General features: G+C 71.7%; 10 protein-coding genes and 1 pseudogene. 5 read left to right on the forward strand and 6 right to left on the reverse strand.

All coding sequences use genetic code 11. The annotated features are described in order from the left end of the window. Positions 1-39 precede the first annotated feature (39 nt). Positions 40-1,068 (reverse strand): PHP domain-containing protein, encoded by a 1,029-nt coding sequence (locus tag ACZ7HT_RS30600; RefSeq protein ID WP_471171801.1) that lies wholly within the window; start codon positions 1,066-1,068, stop codon positions 40-42. Positions 1,069-1,078: 10 nt separating this feature from the next. Next, on the reverse strand, positions 1,079-3,163 hold the full coding sequence (locus ACZ7HT_RS30605) for a SpoIIE family protein phosphatase (protein ID WP_471171802.1): 2,085 nt from the start codon (positions 3,161-3,163) through the stop codon (positions 1,079-1,081). A gap of 164 nt (positions 3,164-3,327) precedes the next feature. On the opposite strand from ACZ7HT_RS30605, the gene ACZ7HT_RS30610 reads away from it, so the two are divergent. Continuing rightward, positions 3,328-6,921, forward strand: a complete 3,594-nt coding sequence (locus tag ACZ7HT_RS30610) for an ATP-binding protein (protein WP_471171804.1) — start codon at positions 3,328-3,330, stop codon at positions 6,919-6,921. Here ACZ7HT_RS30610 and ACZ7HT_RS30615 read toward each other — a convergent pair. Further along, the gene (locus ACZ7HT_RS30615; RefSeq protein ID WP_471171805.1) at positions 6,904-7,758 is read right to left on the reverse strand and encodes a siderophore-interacting protein; all 855 of its coding nucleotides are present in this window, start codon (positions 7,756-7,758) and stop codon (positions 6,904-6,906) included. The two genes, ACZ7HT_RS30610 and ACZ7HT_RS30615, sit on opposite strands and share 18 nt — an antisense overlap. Positions 7,759-7,949: 191 nt before the next feature. On the opposite strand from ACZ7HT_RS30615, the gene ACZ7HT_RS30620 reads away from it, so the two are divergent. Both ACZ7HT_RS30620 and ACZ7HT_RS30625 read left to right on the forward strand, forming a co-directional pair. Next, entirely contained in the window at positions 7,950-8,153 is a 204-nt protein-coding gene (locus tag ACZ7HT_RS30620) for a hypothetical protein (protein WP_471171806.1), read from the forward strand. Positions 8,154-8,361: 208 nt separating this feature from the next. After that, positions 8,362-9,540 carry an acyl-CoA dehydrogenase family protein gene (locus ACZ7HT_RS30625; protein ID WP_471171807.1) on the forward strand — a complete coding sequence of 393 codons (1,179 nt, stop codon included), beginning with the start codon at positions 8,362-8,364 and terminating at the stop codon, positions 9,538-9,540. A gap of 313 nt (positions 9,541-9,853) precedes the next feature. Here ACZ7HT_RS30625 and ACZ7HT_RS30630 read toward each other — a convergent pair whose 3' ends face one another. Continuing rightward, positions 9,854-11,770 (reverse strand): TniQ family protein, encoded by a 1,917-nt coding sequence (locus ACZ7HT_RS30630; RefSeq protein ID WP_471171808.1) that lies wholly within the window; start codon positions 11,768-11,770, stop codon positions 9,854-9,856. A gap of 143 nt (positions 11,771-11,913) precedes the next feature. Here ACZ7HT_RS30630 and ACZ7HT_RS30635 point away from each other — a divergent pair, with 143 nt between their 5' ends. Together ACZ7HT_RS30635 and ACZ7HT_RS30640 are read left to right on the forward strand one after the other, a co-directional pair. Then, on the forward strand, positions 11,914-12,147 hold the full coding sequence (locus tag ACZ7HT_RS30635; protein WP_471171853.1) for a hypothetical protein: 234 nt from the start codon (positions 11,914-11,916) through the stop codon (positions 12,145-12,147). Beyond that, a complete protein-coding gene (locus ACZ7HT_RS30640; RefSeq protein WP_471171809.1) occupies positions 12,147-12,368 on the forward strand; it encodes a hypothetical protein in 222 nt (73 codons plus the stop codon). Before ACZ7HT_RS30635 ends, ACZ7HT_RS30640 begins: the two co-directional genes overlap by 1 nt. 12 nt (positions 12,369-12,380) lie before the next feature. Here the strand turns inward: ACZ7HT_RS30640 and ACZ7HT_RS30645 are convergent, their stop codons facing one another. Next, on the reverse strand, positions 12,381-13,769 hold the full coding sequence (locus ACZ7HT_RS30645) for a hypothetical protein (protein WP_471171854.1): 1,389 nt from the start codon (positions 13,767-13,769) through the stop codon (positions 12,381-12,383). 129 nt (positions 13,770-13,898) lie between these two features. Next, positions 13,899-14,354: pseudogene (locus ACZ7HT_RS30650) on the reverse strand (TniQ family protein); the annotation flags it as partial. Between the last annotated feature and the right edge of the window lie 5 nt (positions 14,355-14,359).

A 14,359-nucleotide genomic window follows, 5' to 3' on the forward strand; every position in this document is an offset into this window, starting at 1 on the left:
CGCCTCGGGCCCACGCCCGCATCGACGCCGTGCCGTCCGTCAGCCCGCCGCCCACTCCGAAAGCCGTTCCGCCGGCCAGGTGTTGATCACCCGGTCCGGCGGGACCCCGCACTCCTCGGCCCGCGCGCAGCCCAGGATCTGCCACTCCAGCTGACCGGGCGCGTGGGCATCGGTGTCGACGGCGAAGTACGTGCCGGCCGCGACCGCCGCCCGCAGGAGCCGGCGCGGCGGATCGAGGCGCTCCGGGCGGCTGTTGATCTCCACGGCCGTCCCCGACTCGGCGCACGCGGCGAAGACGCGCTCCGCGTCGAACTCCGACTCGGGCCGCAGCCGCCCGCCCGCCACAAGCCGTCCCGTGCAGTGACCGAGCACGTCCACCAGCGGGTTGCGCACGGCCCGTTCGAGACGGCGGGTCATCGACCGCGCGTCCATCCGCAGCTTCGAGTGGACCGAGGCGACCACCAGGTCCAGGCGCTCCAGGAGCTCCGGCTCCTGGTCGAGCGAGCCGTCGTCCAGGATGTCGCACTCGATTCCGGTGAGCAGCCGGAACGGCGCCCACTCCTCGTTGAGCCGGGCCACCACGTCCAGTTGCTCCCGCAGCCGCTCGGCGGACAGGCCCCGGGCCACCGTGAGCCGCGGCGAGTGGTCGGTGAGGACCGCCCACTCGTGGCCGAGCGCCGCCGCCGCACGCCCCATGTCCTCGATGGTGGCGCCGCCGTCGGACCAGTCCGAGTGCAGATGACAGTCGCCGCGCAGGGCCGCCCGCAGCGCCTCGCCGCCGTGACCGTCCGACTCGGCCGGGCCGAGCGAGGCCTCCAACTCCTCCTCCAGGTGCGCCAGGTACTCCGGCACCCGCCCCTCCAGGGCCTCGCGCACCACCGCCGCCGTCTTCGGGCCGACGCCCTTCAGCGACTCCAGGGTGCCGGCGGCCGCGCGCCGCGCCGCCTCGCCGTCCGGCAGGGCGGCGACGGCCGTGGCGGCCGTACGGAAGGCGCGCGCCTTGTAGCCGGGCGCCTGACCGCGTTCGAGGAGGAACGCGATGCGGTTCAGCGCGGCCACGGGATCCACGGCGACCTCCTCACCCACCGCCGGCGGCGGAATCGGCACCCACCGGCGCGGGCCCGATCTCGCACCACACCGCCTTGCCCTCGCCACGCGGCTCCACACCCCACCGCGAGGCCAGCGCGTCGATCAGGAGCAGCCCCCGGCCCGAGGTGGCGGCCTCGCCGGGGGTACGCCGCCGGGGCCAGGCGCTCGACCGGTCCTGCACCGAGAGCCGTACCCGCCGCACCGGCTCCGGCAGCACCTCCAGGGTCAGCACCGCACCGCCCTCGGTGTGCAGCAGCACGTTCACGAGGAGCTCGCCCGTCAACAGCTCGGCGTCGTCGACGAGTTCCGGCATGCCCCAGTCGCGCAGGGCCTGCCCGACGGCCGCCCGCGCGTCGGAGAGGCCCTGCGGGTCGGCCTGGTGGATGTACTGGTGGATGCGCGGCGCCCGGGGCGTGCCCGGGTCCGGGCTGCGCCGCAGCACCAGGAGCGCCACGTCGTCCCCGGAGCCCCACCGCTCCCAGAGCCGCTCGGAGAGGTGGTCGGCGAGCGCCTCCGCCTGCGGCGGCCCGCTGCTGATCGCGCCCGAGAGCGCGGCGAGACCGGACTCGATGTCGGAGCCGGGCTGCTCGACGAGCCCGTCCGTGCAGAGCACCAGCGTCTCGCCGGGCACGAGGTCGAGCCGCGTCTCCGGGAACTCCTCGTCACCGAACACCGTCGCCAGACCCAGCGGGAGCCCGCCCCGCAGCTTCGGCTGTCCGACCCGCCCGTCGGTGTGCCGGATCAGCGGACCGAGATGCCCGGCCCGTACGGCACGCAGGGTGCCGCTCGCCAGGTCCACCTGCGCGTAGGTGCAGGTCGCGAAGCGGTTGGTGTCCAGCTCGGCGAGGAACCGGGAGGCACGGGCGAGCACGGTCGACGGGGCGTGCCCCTCACCGGCGTACGCGCGCAGGGCGATCCGCAGCTGCCCCATGATCGCGGCGGCGTGCGTGTCGTGGCCCTGCACGTCGCCGACGACGATCCCGACCCGGCCGCGGGGCAGCGGGATGACGTCGTACCAGTCGCCGCCGACCTGCCGTCCGCTCCACGCCGCGTGGTAGCGGACCGCGATCTCGCCGCCGGCGAACTGCGGGATCCGGCGCGGCAGCATCGTCGCCTGGAGCCCGGTGGCCAACTCCCGCTCCTCGTCGAAGAGGATCGCCCGCTGGAGCGACTGGGCGACGATCGCGGCGAGCCCGAGCGCGAGGTTGCGCTCGTCGGCGTTGAACGACGTGCGGCCCCGGTAGAACAGCGCCATGCCGCCGAGCGAACGCGCCTGCGCCACCAGCGGGAGGTAGCACGCGGCCCGGAACGGCAGGCGCGCCAGGTACGGGGCGAGCTCGGGGAAGTCCCGCCCGAGCGAAGGGAACGAGGAGACGAACCGGGGCCGTCCGCTCAGTACCGCCTCGGCCAGCGGCAGTTTCCGGTCGAGCCGGCGGCTGCGGAAGTCGTTGAGCACGTCGAGGGACTCGCCGCTGAGCGCGATGATGTTGAGCGAGCCGTTCTCCACGAGGGCGAGCGCGAGACCGTCCGCGCCGAGCCGGGCGAGGCCGCCCGGACCGGTCAGGGCGGCCGTCACGTCGTCCACGGTCACCGCCCGCGACAGGGCGTTCGTCGTCCGCTCGACGATGTTCGTCTGGACCTCGCGCCGCTTCTCCAGCTCCTGCACGAAGGCGAAGTGCGCGACCTCGGCGGTCGTGTCCCGCACGACGCCGACGATCCGCCGGGCCCGGCCGTCCGGCGAGCGCAGGATCCGCGCCTGCACATGCGTCCAGTGGGGTGATCCGTCGGCCTGCGGGATCGGGAAGTGCGCCGTGTACGAGGCGGCGCCGCCCTTGACGGCCTGCCGTACGACGCCCTCCAGCTTCTCCCGCTCGTCGGGGGCGAGACGCGCCACGATCGACGCCGGCCGGCCGTCGAAGGCGCCCGGGGCCACGCCGAAGACCAGCAGCCCGGACTCGTCGACATCGATGGTGCCCGTGTCGAGATCCCAGTCGAAGCTGCCGGTCCGGTTCATGGCGAGCCACTCGGCGGGCCCGATCTCGCCACTGCGCGTACGCGGGTCGTCATCGGTCATCCTCCCCATTGTCGAACCAGCACCCCGCCGACGCCATGGCGGTGACACGGCGTGGCGCGAGTTCGCCGTCCCGGACGGACCCCGGGCGCGTCGCATCACGGTCCGTCCCGGACGGACGCCGGGCGCGTCGCACCACCGCCACCGCGCCGAGGCAGAATGGGCCGGTGCAGCCGCCCTACCGCGTTCTCGGTCCCTGCCAGGCCCTCCGTACCGACGACGGGACGGAGGCCGTCCTGAGCGGTGCCAGGCTCCGGGCCCTCCTCACCGCGCTCGCCGCGGCCGGCGGGCGCGCGGTCGGCCCCGGGGCGCTGATCGACCAGATCTGGGCCGACGACGACCCGGCCGACGACCAGGACCGTACGGCGGCGCTCCAGGCCCTCGTCGGCCGCCTGCGCCGGGCCCTCGGCCGCGAGGCCGTCGTCTCCGCCCCCGGCGGCTACCGGCTGGCCGCCGACCCGGACTCCGTCGACCTGCACCTCTTCGAACGGCTCGCCGCCGAAGGAGCCGCCGCCCTCGCCGCCGGCCACCCCGGACGGGCCGCCGCGCTCCTCGACGAGGCCCTGGAGCTCTGGCGCGGCCCCGCCCTCGCGGACCTGCCCGGCCGGGACACCGACCCCCTGGTCGTACGGGTCGAGCGACGGCACGCCCAGGCGCGGCGCGACCGGCTCGCCGCCGACCTGGCCCTCGGCCGCGCCGACGCCGTGCTCGCGCCCCTCGCCGCGCTCGCCGCCGGACAGCCCCTCGACGAACCCCTCCAGGCCCTCCGGATCCGCGCCCTGCGCGCGGCCGGACGGCCCGCCGAGGCCCTCGCGGCGTACGAGGAGGTACGCGCGGCCCTCGCGGACCGCCTCGGCACCGACCCCGGTCCCGAGCTGCGCTCCCTGCACGCCGAACTCCTCAGCGAGGACCGCCCCGTGGGGCCGGAGCGGCCGCCCGGCCTCCCCGCCCGCCTGACCTCCTTCATCGGCCGGGCCGACGAACTCGGCTCGCTCGCCGCCGCCTGGCACGGGCGACGGCTCGTCACCCTCACCGGACCGGGCGGCGTCGGCAAGACGCGGCTCGCCCTGGAGGCGGCCGGCACGTACGAGGGGCCCGTCCACCTCGCCGAACTCGCCTCCGTACGCGAGGAGTCCACGGTCGCCGCCGCCGTCCTCACCGCGCTCGGGGCCCGCGAGACCCAGCTCTGGCACACGCCGCCCGTCGCCGCGGCCGACCCGAAGAACCGGTTCGCGGCGCACGTCGAGCACTGCGCCGGGCGCCGGATGCTCCTGGTCCTCGACAACTGCGAGCACGTCGTCGCCGAGGCGGCGGAGCTCGCGCAGGCGCTCCTCACGCGCTGCCCGGGCGTGACCGTCCTCGCCACGAGCCGCGAGCCCCTGGGCGTGCCGGGGGAGGAGGTACGCCCGCTGGGCCCGCTGCCCATGGACATGGCGCTCCGGCTCCTCGGGGAGCGGGGCGCGGCCGCGCGGCCTGGCTTCGCGGTGGAGCAGGACCCGGAGGCGGCGCGGGAGATCTGCCGCCGGCTCGACGGGCTGCCCCTGGCGATCGAACTGGCGGCCGCGCGGCTGCGGATGCTGTCGGTGCGCCAGATCGCCGACCGGCTCGACGACCGCTTCCGCCTGCTGACCTCGGGCGCGCGGACGGTACTGCCGCGCCAGCAGACCCTGCGGGCGGTGGTGGACTGGTCGTGGGACCTCCTCGACGATCCCGAACGCGCGGTCCTGCGACGGCTCGCGGTCTTCACGGGCGGGTGCGACCTGAGGGCGGTGGAGGCGGTGTGCGCGGCGGCGCGCGAAACGCCGGGCGCCGAGGTTCCGGGCGCGGGGGATGCCCTGGGCGCCGAGGCGCCGGCCGTGCGGGATGCTCCGGACGCCGACATTCCGGCCGTGGCGGTCGTCCCGGGCGCCGGCGCGCCGGCCGTGCGGGATGATCCGCGCGGCGAGGCGTCGGCCGTGGGGGATGCCGCGGGCGCTGACGCTCCGGCCGTGGCGGTTGTCCCGGGCGTCTACGTGTCGGCCGTACGGGATGATCCGCGCGCCGACACTCCGGCCGTGCGGGATGTCCCGGGCAGCGGCGTGCCCGAGGCGCCGCGCGCCGGCGTACCGGCCTTCGACGTCCTGGATGTCCTGGATCTGCTCGGTGCCCTCGTCGACAAGTCGCTCGTGGTGGCCGCGCCCGACGACGGCGGCGGGATGCGCTTCCGGCTCCTGGAGACCGTGGCCGAGTACGCGGGGGAGCGGCTTGACGAGGCCGGGGAGCGGGCCGCGGTCGAGCGGCGGCACCTCACGTACTACCGGGAGCTCGCCCGCCGGACCGACCCGGAACTGCGCGGTCCCGACCAGCTCGTCGCCCTCGCCCGCTTCGAGCGGGAGCACGACAACCTGCGCGGCGCCCTGCGGACGGCCGTGGCGCTCGGCGACGAGCAGGAGGCGCTCTGCCTCGTCCACGTGCTCAGCTGGTTCTGGCAGCTCCGCAACCACCAGGTCGACTCCCGCACCTGGGCCGCCGAGGTCGGCCGCCTCGGCCCCGACCCCTTCCAGGAGCCCGTCCGCCCCGCCGGGCCGCTGGAAGGCCGCTGCGTGGACGTGCCGCCGCCGTGGACCGGCGAGCGGCTGTGGGAGGCCCGGCGCGGCGGCCGGCTGTACGCCCTCGCGACCGAGGGCGGCGAGGGCGCCACCGCCCTGGAACGGCCCGAGACCCGCGCCCGGCTCGCCGCCCTGGTCGCCGCGTACCGCCCCGGCCTCCCGCAGACCTGCCGCCAGCCGGGCACGATGTGGTACTTCGCCCGGCTCATGACCGGCGAGCTCACCGACCTCGACGAGACCCTGACGCTGATCGTCGACGCCGGCCGCGCCCACGGCACCGGCTGGGACCTGGGTTTCGCGCTCCTCATGCGGGCCAAGCTCATCGGCCGGGGCGCCGACGCCGCCGAGGCGCTCGCCCTCTTCGAGACCGCGGGCGACTCGTGGGGGATCGCGGAGTCCCTCGCCGCCCGGGGCGAGGCGTACGAGCGCGAGGGCCGGCTCGCCGAGGCCGCCGCCGACTTCGAAGGGGCCACCGAGGCCGCCGCCCGCGTGGGCGCGCGCTCCCAGGTGCCGGTGTTCACGGCCCGCCTCGCGGCCGTACGGCTCAGGATCCGCCCGGAGGGGGACGCGGCGGCCGAGCGGCTCCTGACCGAGGCCGCCGACGAGGCCGGGCAGTGGGGCGCCGACGCCGCCGGTGCCGCCCGGCTGCTGCTCGCCCAGCACTACGGCAACACCGGGCGCACCGGCCTCGCCCGCGCTCAGCTCTCCCTCCTGGAGGAGGAGTTCGGGGACGTCACCCCGGCGCTCTTCTGGGGTCTCGCCGGCGGGGCGTGGGCGTGGCTGGACTGCCTCGACGGCGCCCACGACCGTGCCCTGTCCCGCCTCGCGCGGGCCGTCGTGGACATCGAGACCCTCGCCCACCTGGTCGCCCCGTACCTCGTCGTCGCCCAGTTCGGGACCGCCGCCTGGGCCCGGGGCGGACGCGGCGCGCCGGGCGACGCCGAGACGGGGGCCCGGCTCCTCGGCGCGTACGACACCCATGCCGGCCATGACACGGGCGGCGGCTTCCGCCCCTTCACCCCGGAGACCGAGGCCGCGATCCGTGCCCGCGCCGAGGAGGTGCTCCGCGCGGCCCTGTCCCCCGAGGTGTACGGCCGTGGGTACGCGGAGGGCGCGGGCCTCTCCCTCAGGGCGGCCGCCGCCCTGGTCCGGGGGTCAGGCCCCGCCCAGTGACAGGCGTTCGCGCGCCTCGGCCAGGTCCTCCGGGGTCGGCGCGTCGTCCTGGGTGAGGCGGCGGCGCCAGTACCCGGTGAAGTGCACCGACCGCCGGTCGACGCCCCGCTCCTCGACGAGGTGCCGCCGCAGCCCGCGCACCGCCGAGGCCTCGCCCGCCAGCCAGGCGTACGGGCGACCGACCGGCAGGGTGTCCGCCCGCACGGCCTCGGCCGGCGATTCGCCGTCGCGCAGGTGGCGTACGGTCAGGTCGCCGGCCGTCGGGAGCGGCTGCTCCTCGGCCGCGTCGGGCAGCTGGACGTACGCGAGGGCCCGGTGCCCCGGCGGCAGCGCGGCGACGACCGTGGCGAGCGCCGGGAGCGCGCAGGCGTCGGCGTACAGCAGCGTCCAGTCGCCCGCGCCCGGATCGACGGGCACCGCGAACGCCGCCGACGGCCCGAACATGCCCAGCGCGTCCCCGGGCCGCGCCGACCGCGCCCAGCGCGTCGCGGGGCCGGTGTCCCCGTCCTCCCCGTCCTCCCCGTGGAGGAAGAAGTCCACGTCGACGGTTCCGGCCGCCGGGTCGTTCTCCCGGAGGGTATAGCTCCGCATCCACGGGCGCACGGTCTCCGGGAGCGCCGCGTAGGCCCCGTACCAGCGCATCGCGTCGCCGTCGGACCCGGGCTCGGGCAGGACCGGCTCGGCCTGGCCCGGCCTCGGGAAGAACAGCTTCACCTGCTGGTCGGGGCCCGCGAGGGCGAAGCCGTCGAGGCTCGGGCCGCCGAGGGTGACCCGCCGCATGCGCGGGGTCACCGGGCGGACGGCGGTCACCAGGAGGCGGTGCAGGGGCAGGGACATGGTCGACTCCTCGGTTCGTACGGGTTCGGCCCCCACGTTCCCGGGCCCTGTCGACACGCCGCCGACACCCCGCCGACACGCGGTCACCGCCACCGGGGCCCCGGAACCGGCCCTCCGGCGGCGGCCCCGGATGCGCGCACGGGGAGCGGACACGAGAATGGCGAGTGCCGGACGAACACGTAGGAGGCGGCATGAACGCTGAGCCCGACAAGACGTCCATGGGGGAACGCCCGACGCCCGACAAGATGCTGCACGCCGGTTCGGAGGGCGAGATCACGGCGGAGGACCTGGTCCTCGCTTCCGGCCGTGACGTGAACGAGAAGACCCTCGCCTGGGCGGAGGCCCGCATGGCGAAGAAGGGGCGGCGTACCTCCATGGACGAGCTCCTGCCGTAGGACCTGTCCGGCCTTCGGGCCGGTTCGCTCGCTCATCCCCTCTCACGGGCCCCGGATCGGTCGCCGTACCGAACCGGGGCCCCGGGCGTCCTGGAGGCGTCCCGAGGCTTCCGCATTTGTGGAACACGTTCTACCGTGTCCGCCGTCGCGCGTCGCACCGCACGAGGACGCCACAGGTCGCCACCGGACGCCGCCACGGGAGGACGCCATGCACCTCGAGTACACGCCCGCACAGAACAGCCTGCGCGCCGAGCTGCGGGCGTACTTCGCCGAGCTGGTCCCGGACGACGTCCACACCCGCTACGGGGACCCGGCCGCCCAGAAGCGCTTCTACCGCGAGACCGTGCGGCGCCTCGGCACGGACGGCTGGCTCGGGGTGGGCTGGCCCACGGAGTACGGCGGGCGCGGGCTCACCCCCATGGAACAGTTCATCTTCTTCGACGAGGCAGCACAGGCCGGAGTGCCGCTGCCGCTGATGGCGCTGAACACCGTCGGCCCGACGATCATGCAGTACGGCACGGACGAGCAGAAGGCGTACTTCCTGCCCCGGATCCTCTCCGGCGAGATCGACTTCGCCATCGGCTACAGCGAGCCGGACGCGGGCACCGACCTGGCTGCCCTGAAGACCCGCGCGGTCCTCGGGGGGGACACCTACGTCGTCAACGGCCAGAAGATCTGGACGACGAACGGCGACACCGCCGACTGGGTCTGGCTCGCCGTCCGCACGGACCCCGACGCCCCGCCGCACAAGGGCATCACCATGCTCCTCGTGCCGACGAGCGACCCCGGCTACTCCTGCACGATCATCAACACGCTCGCCTCGCACGACACCACCGCGAGCTACTACGACGACGTCCGCGTCCCCGTCTCCCGCCGCGTCGGCGAGGAGAACAAGGGCTGGCGGCTCATCACCAACCAGCTCAACCACGAACGCGTCACCCTCGCCGCCCACGGCACCATGGCGATCCGCGCCCTCCACGACGTCCAGCGCTGGGCCGCCGACACCCTCCTGTCCGACGGCCGCCGCGTCATCGACCTCCCCTGGGTCCGCCGCACCCTGGCCCGCACCCACGCCCGCCTCGACGCGATGAAGCTCCTCAACTGGCAGATGGTGAACGCCGTCCAGCACGGCACCCTCACCCCCCAGGACGCCTCCGCCGTCAAGGTGTACGGCTCCGAGGCCCGCCGCGACGCCTACGCGGCCCTCATGGAGGTCGTCGGCTCGGCGGGCGCCCTCAAGGAGGGCTCGGCCGGCGCCGTCCTCCACGGCGAACTCGAACGCGGCTACCGCTCGGCCGTCATCTTCACCTTCGGCGGCGGCAACAACGAGATCCAGCGCGAGATCATCTCCTGGATCGGCCTGGGCATGCCCCGCGTCCGCCGCTAGGTCCGTGTGACGAGGCATTTTAGTTGGCACAAAAACGGGATAGTTGGCACTGAGCGTAATATGCAGCTTCAGGATGTGAAATCCCCGAGGATCGATGGAGCAAGGCTCCGACCTGCAGCTTTAGTGAGGCGGGTTGGGAGTCGCTACGGCGTGCGTGACCACTTCTCTTGTGACTCTGGCGTTCATGTCGACGGATAGCTCCTCGCCTTGGCCGCAGGCTTCGGACAGCAGCGAGGCGTACTGCTCGAGACGAAGGAGTAGGCGCCTACGGGGGGGCAGGGTCTGTACGGTGAGCCCGCTGAACACACCCGCTCTATCCAGGGTGAGCGTCTCGGGTGGCTCCAGGCTCAGACGCATCCGCATCGCATCGCGCGGCGATCTGCTCGGCGAACTGGTGGAGCCGGCGGCGCAGGCCGACGTATTCACCTGTGCCGTTCTTGCCGAAATACGCGTGTGTCTGCCTGAGAACTATGCGGGCGTCTGCACGCCGTTCGCCGGTACCTCCAGTTCGCACCAGTGGACAGAAGAGGCGATCGCCTTCCGTGACGCACGTCCACACGATCACTGAGCCTGCTTTTCGGTGGCGTGGCTCGTCAGTAACAAGAGGTAGGTCCCGAGTCAGATCCAGCCAGACGTCATCGGAGATCTCCCAATCGGCTAAATGCTGCCGTCGGCGCCGGAAGTCGATACGAATTGGCATCTGTTCTAGCTCGTGCGCGATTTCCTCCATCGCCTCCTGGAATTTCCCCCAAGTCTTTTCTGGGCAACGCTGTCGAAGTTGAGCGAGGGTAGATTTCGCAACACTCACCGGAATTTCCAGTATGCGTGAGCACTCGTCTACTGTATTCCCTGAAACCATCTGAACGAGCTTGAGTGAGGCTGCACGACGCACAAAAGTTGCGTTGTTTCGAGAGGTCACGGTGAGTTGTTCCGTGAAGTCCTGCAGGTGGTGGTGATACCAGTCGAGCGGAATGATCTGGGGCACCTGTGCGGTGGTGAACTGACCATCAAATGTGGGAACTAGGAGCCTGTCGTTCGACCGTCGCGTCCTTCGGGTGAGGAATCCTTGGCGTTGGGGTGCCAGGGCACGCGCGAGAGGTGCAGAGATTTTTGAGTTGTCGATCAGCGCGAGAAATCGGCGGTTGTGCTGCTGAAAGGCCCTGTCAGCTAGCGTCTGCATCGTAAGGTACAGCTCGGGCTGGGTGTCGGCAGAACGCAATCTCTCTGCCTGCAACAGGAGTGCCGCACAGGAAATTGCTTCGTGGGGCGGGCTGGTGAGCTCAGCGCCATTCAAATTGGCAGATACTTTCTCCGTCAGCTTCCGATGGATGCCTTCCATGTGGAGATCGAGGGCGCCGCTCATTCCAGTGGGCATCCGTGCAAGTTCCAGTGCCTTCGGCCAGGACAACTTGATGAGCTGAGCAATCGTGATCAGATCTTCAAAAAATTCGGGGCTCTCACTTGTGTCTTCTAGGCGCCGCTCGATGCGTCGCTGGAAAGCGAGGCAAGCTGCCAGTTCGGCGGATGACGGAGCTGCAGGAGCGGCGCGATGCCCGGAGAGATTGGCACCGCACAGGGCAACTGAACGCCGCGAGACTACCTCCGTGTCTTTGTTGCGGCATTGACTGGGATGCATAGCTTCGTTCTGGGGATACAGAACGAAGCTCGCTGTCTGCCCCCTTTCCTTGCTCGAACTACTCACAGAACGACGGCACTTTGGGCAGTCAGATTCGAGTAGACGTTGATGCCGGGTGCAGGCGAAGATCACTGGCAAATGCCATCGCTGCTGCCACGCGCCGCCATGGGCACGTTGGATGGGGCTGCGATCACCGATAAGGCACATTGGGCAGAACCTGCTCGACGTCATCAGCGACCACGAGAGTTGACGCACGCGTCCGTCGCCCCGCCCGGTCACGCGGGCCAGAGGCGGGTAGGCAGCTTCAAGAGTGGCCATTCCGAGGGCTGCGGCCTCCTCAGGAGTAAGGCGAGCGACAGCGGCGAACCGCTCCAAGGTGAGCGGGTCCAGTGCAACCAGCTGGCGCCCCGGAAGGTAGTACTGCTGCGCAGCTTCGGAGCGGTCGCGCCGGGGCGGGATCAGACCTGTGAGGTAGCCGATCCGGGCAGGTGACCGGTGCAGCCGGTGAGCCAGACGCAGGACATAGCCGGGCAGAGATTCGCCCTCCAACGGTGACAAGCTGCGCGGAAGCGCTCTTCCGCCGGTGTCCTCCATCACGACCCTCCGCCCTCCCGCACCGTCGCCGCATCCTGCGCCTCGACCGAACCCCGAGCCGCTCCGTGCGGCCTGAGGCCCTAACGCCTAAAGGACCAGCCCATCCGCACTCGCCTCCACGGAACGGCTACACATTCACTCGCATGCATGAATTTCGTGTCCTGGGCCTCGTCGAGAAGGAGGAAGTCGGCCTCGATCCGTGGCTCATGGTCGAAGCGGACGACGCCTTCGTCGACGTACTGAAGATCCCGCCACGCCTCGCGGGCGAACGGGAGCACAGGTTCCCGGCCGTCGGGCTCGTGCCAAGGCGGCCGACTGGGCCCTGCGTCAGACCTGGCGTGCGACGGTCCGGCGGCAGCGAGCCGTTGCTCGCCTGATGGCGCTGCAGGTTGCCGCGCATACTGATGATCAGGGTCGGGGCAGCATCGAAGTCGCTCACCTGACCCGTGCGGCAGGTCTCTCCTCCGTGGCCGTGGCCATGCTGCTCGACCGGCTCGTCACGGTGGGAGCGCTCGGCCGTTGGAGGCTCGACACGGCAACCGATGAGATCTGCTGGGCTTCGGGAATGGGCGCCGGTCGTGGTGGCGTCGTTGGCTGACCGCCGGCGCGTTCAACAGAAGGGGAGATTGTGCGTCGTGTCAGTGCAGCGCGGCGGATGCATGTCCAGCAGGTGGGCAGCGGCTGCCTGGATTTCGAGGCTGCCATTCTGTAGCGCGGCAGCCGGCCGGTCGCAGGCGGCGGAAAGGAGGTCAGAGTACGTTTCGAGACGGCGCAGGAGCTCGCGCTTGCTGCCCTTGCGGTTGGCTGGGGTACGGAGCTGGTTGATCGACCCGACCAAACGCTGGGTGCTGCAGCCTGATTCCTTCAAGGCGCCGAGCACGGGGCTGTGAAGGTGATCGCCCTGGGTGACCTGAGCCCAGATCAGCACGGTCGCGGTGGCCCGGGTGGGAGAGGTGGTCCCCTGGCGGAACCGCTCGAGGCCGCGGTACATTTCGGCCCAGTCGCAAGCAGGAACGTGCCAGGACGAAAGAAGTTCCCGGCGTCGCCCGTAGGGAACACGATCCGTGTCCCGGTCCAATTGGCTGGCCACGCTTTCGACGGACCGTTCGAAGTCCCGCCACAGGACCCGTGAATTCAACTCCTGCCTGATGACTTTGAGGGACTGCTGTGCGGTGTTCCACGGGATGCCGAGGGTCTTCGCGTAGTCAGGCCAGGTGCCGCCACCGCTCATCTCCGCGAGCTTGAGTGCTGAAACGCGCCGCAGGTGCCGCACCTTGCATTGGGTGAGGTGCACCCAGCGGGACAACAGGTCGTCGAAGTGAGCGGAGAGCCACTCATGCGGTAGGAGAGCCGGCACATGCTCGATCCGGAAGCGGCTCTCGCGTGAGGGAAGGCTCTGTCGTGCGTGCCGGTGGCCACCGGCACGGTAGAACCCCTGGTCGTGGCACAGCAGGGCACGTGCCATCGATGAGGAGACGTCCATGCGTCGCAAGGAGGCGCCGATGCTGGCCGGATTACGGCTGAACGCGGACGCAGCGAGCGGCCGGACGCGATCGGTCACTCCGGCGTCTTCGCGCTCCTCGTGACCGAGGAGGCTGTCGGCGGCAACGAGCACCGCCGCGCACTCGGCTGGGTCCTCGGGGGCATCCCAGGCGATGGGCGTGCGCCCGTCGGGCTCAGGGGTGCGGCGGCGAGCGACAGTGGAGGAGACGTGGCGGTCGATCAAGTCAGCCATCGACGTTGAGGACGCGTATCGCGCACCGTCCGGCCAGCTGAGCCGGATGAGATGTGCAGCGACGATGAGATCGGGAAAGAAGTAGGGATCCGAGGCGGGCTGGCCCACATCGGCGTCAGATTGACCAAGCATCAGACGCTGATCAATGCGACGCTGGAGAGCAAGCAGCAGCGACAGGTCAGCCTGGGGCATGAGCTCGGCCCGGTGATCGTGGTCCAGGCGGGCAGCGCAGTGAGCGGCCGGAGCGCCGTGAATATCAGGCATGAGGCGCCGACATTGGGCCGGGTGCAACCCGCTCGTGGTGCGTTGCGTGATCAGCCCTTGGCGCTCTGTATTTGTTGGCTGATTCGGTGTACCCCGACAACTCGGGCACGCATGGGAGAGCAAGGTGCGGTGCGCGACGCAGGCGTATGAGATGGGAAGATGCCAGCGCAATTTCCAGGGGCCGCCATAAAGAGTTTGGATGGGACTTCCGTCCCCTGAAAGACAGGCGGCGCAGTATCGGCTGGAAATGCTGACAGCCCACGACTTTCGCGCGGCTGTGGTGTTGCGGCTGCCGCCCATCCGCACCGATGCCAGGGGCGGGTAGACGGCAGCAAAGGACGACAGCGTCAGGGCGTTGGCCTCCTCAACGTTCAAGCGGGTGGCCGTGGCAAACGGCCCGACCCGCTCCGCGGGCAGCGAGAAGAGGTACTCGCCTGGGAGCCGATTTTGACGATGGACCAGTCCGCACAGGTGCGCAACCCTGGCTGGCGAGCGTCCCATGCGGTACGCCAACCGCAGAAGCAGGCCGGGTAGCGATTCCTCGGGGAGCGGGCTGAGAGCGCGGGCCAGCGGCCGGGCTGCCACCTCCG

The organism is Streptomyces sp. NPDC037410 (assembly GCF_055602235.1).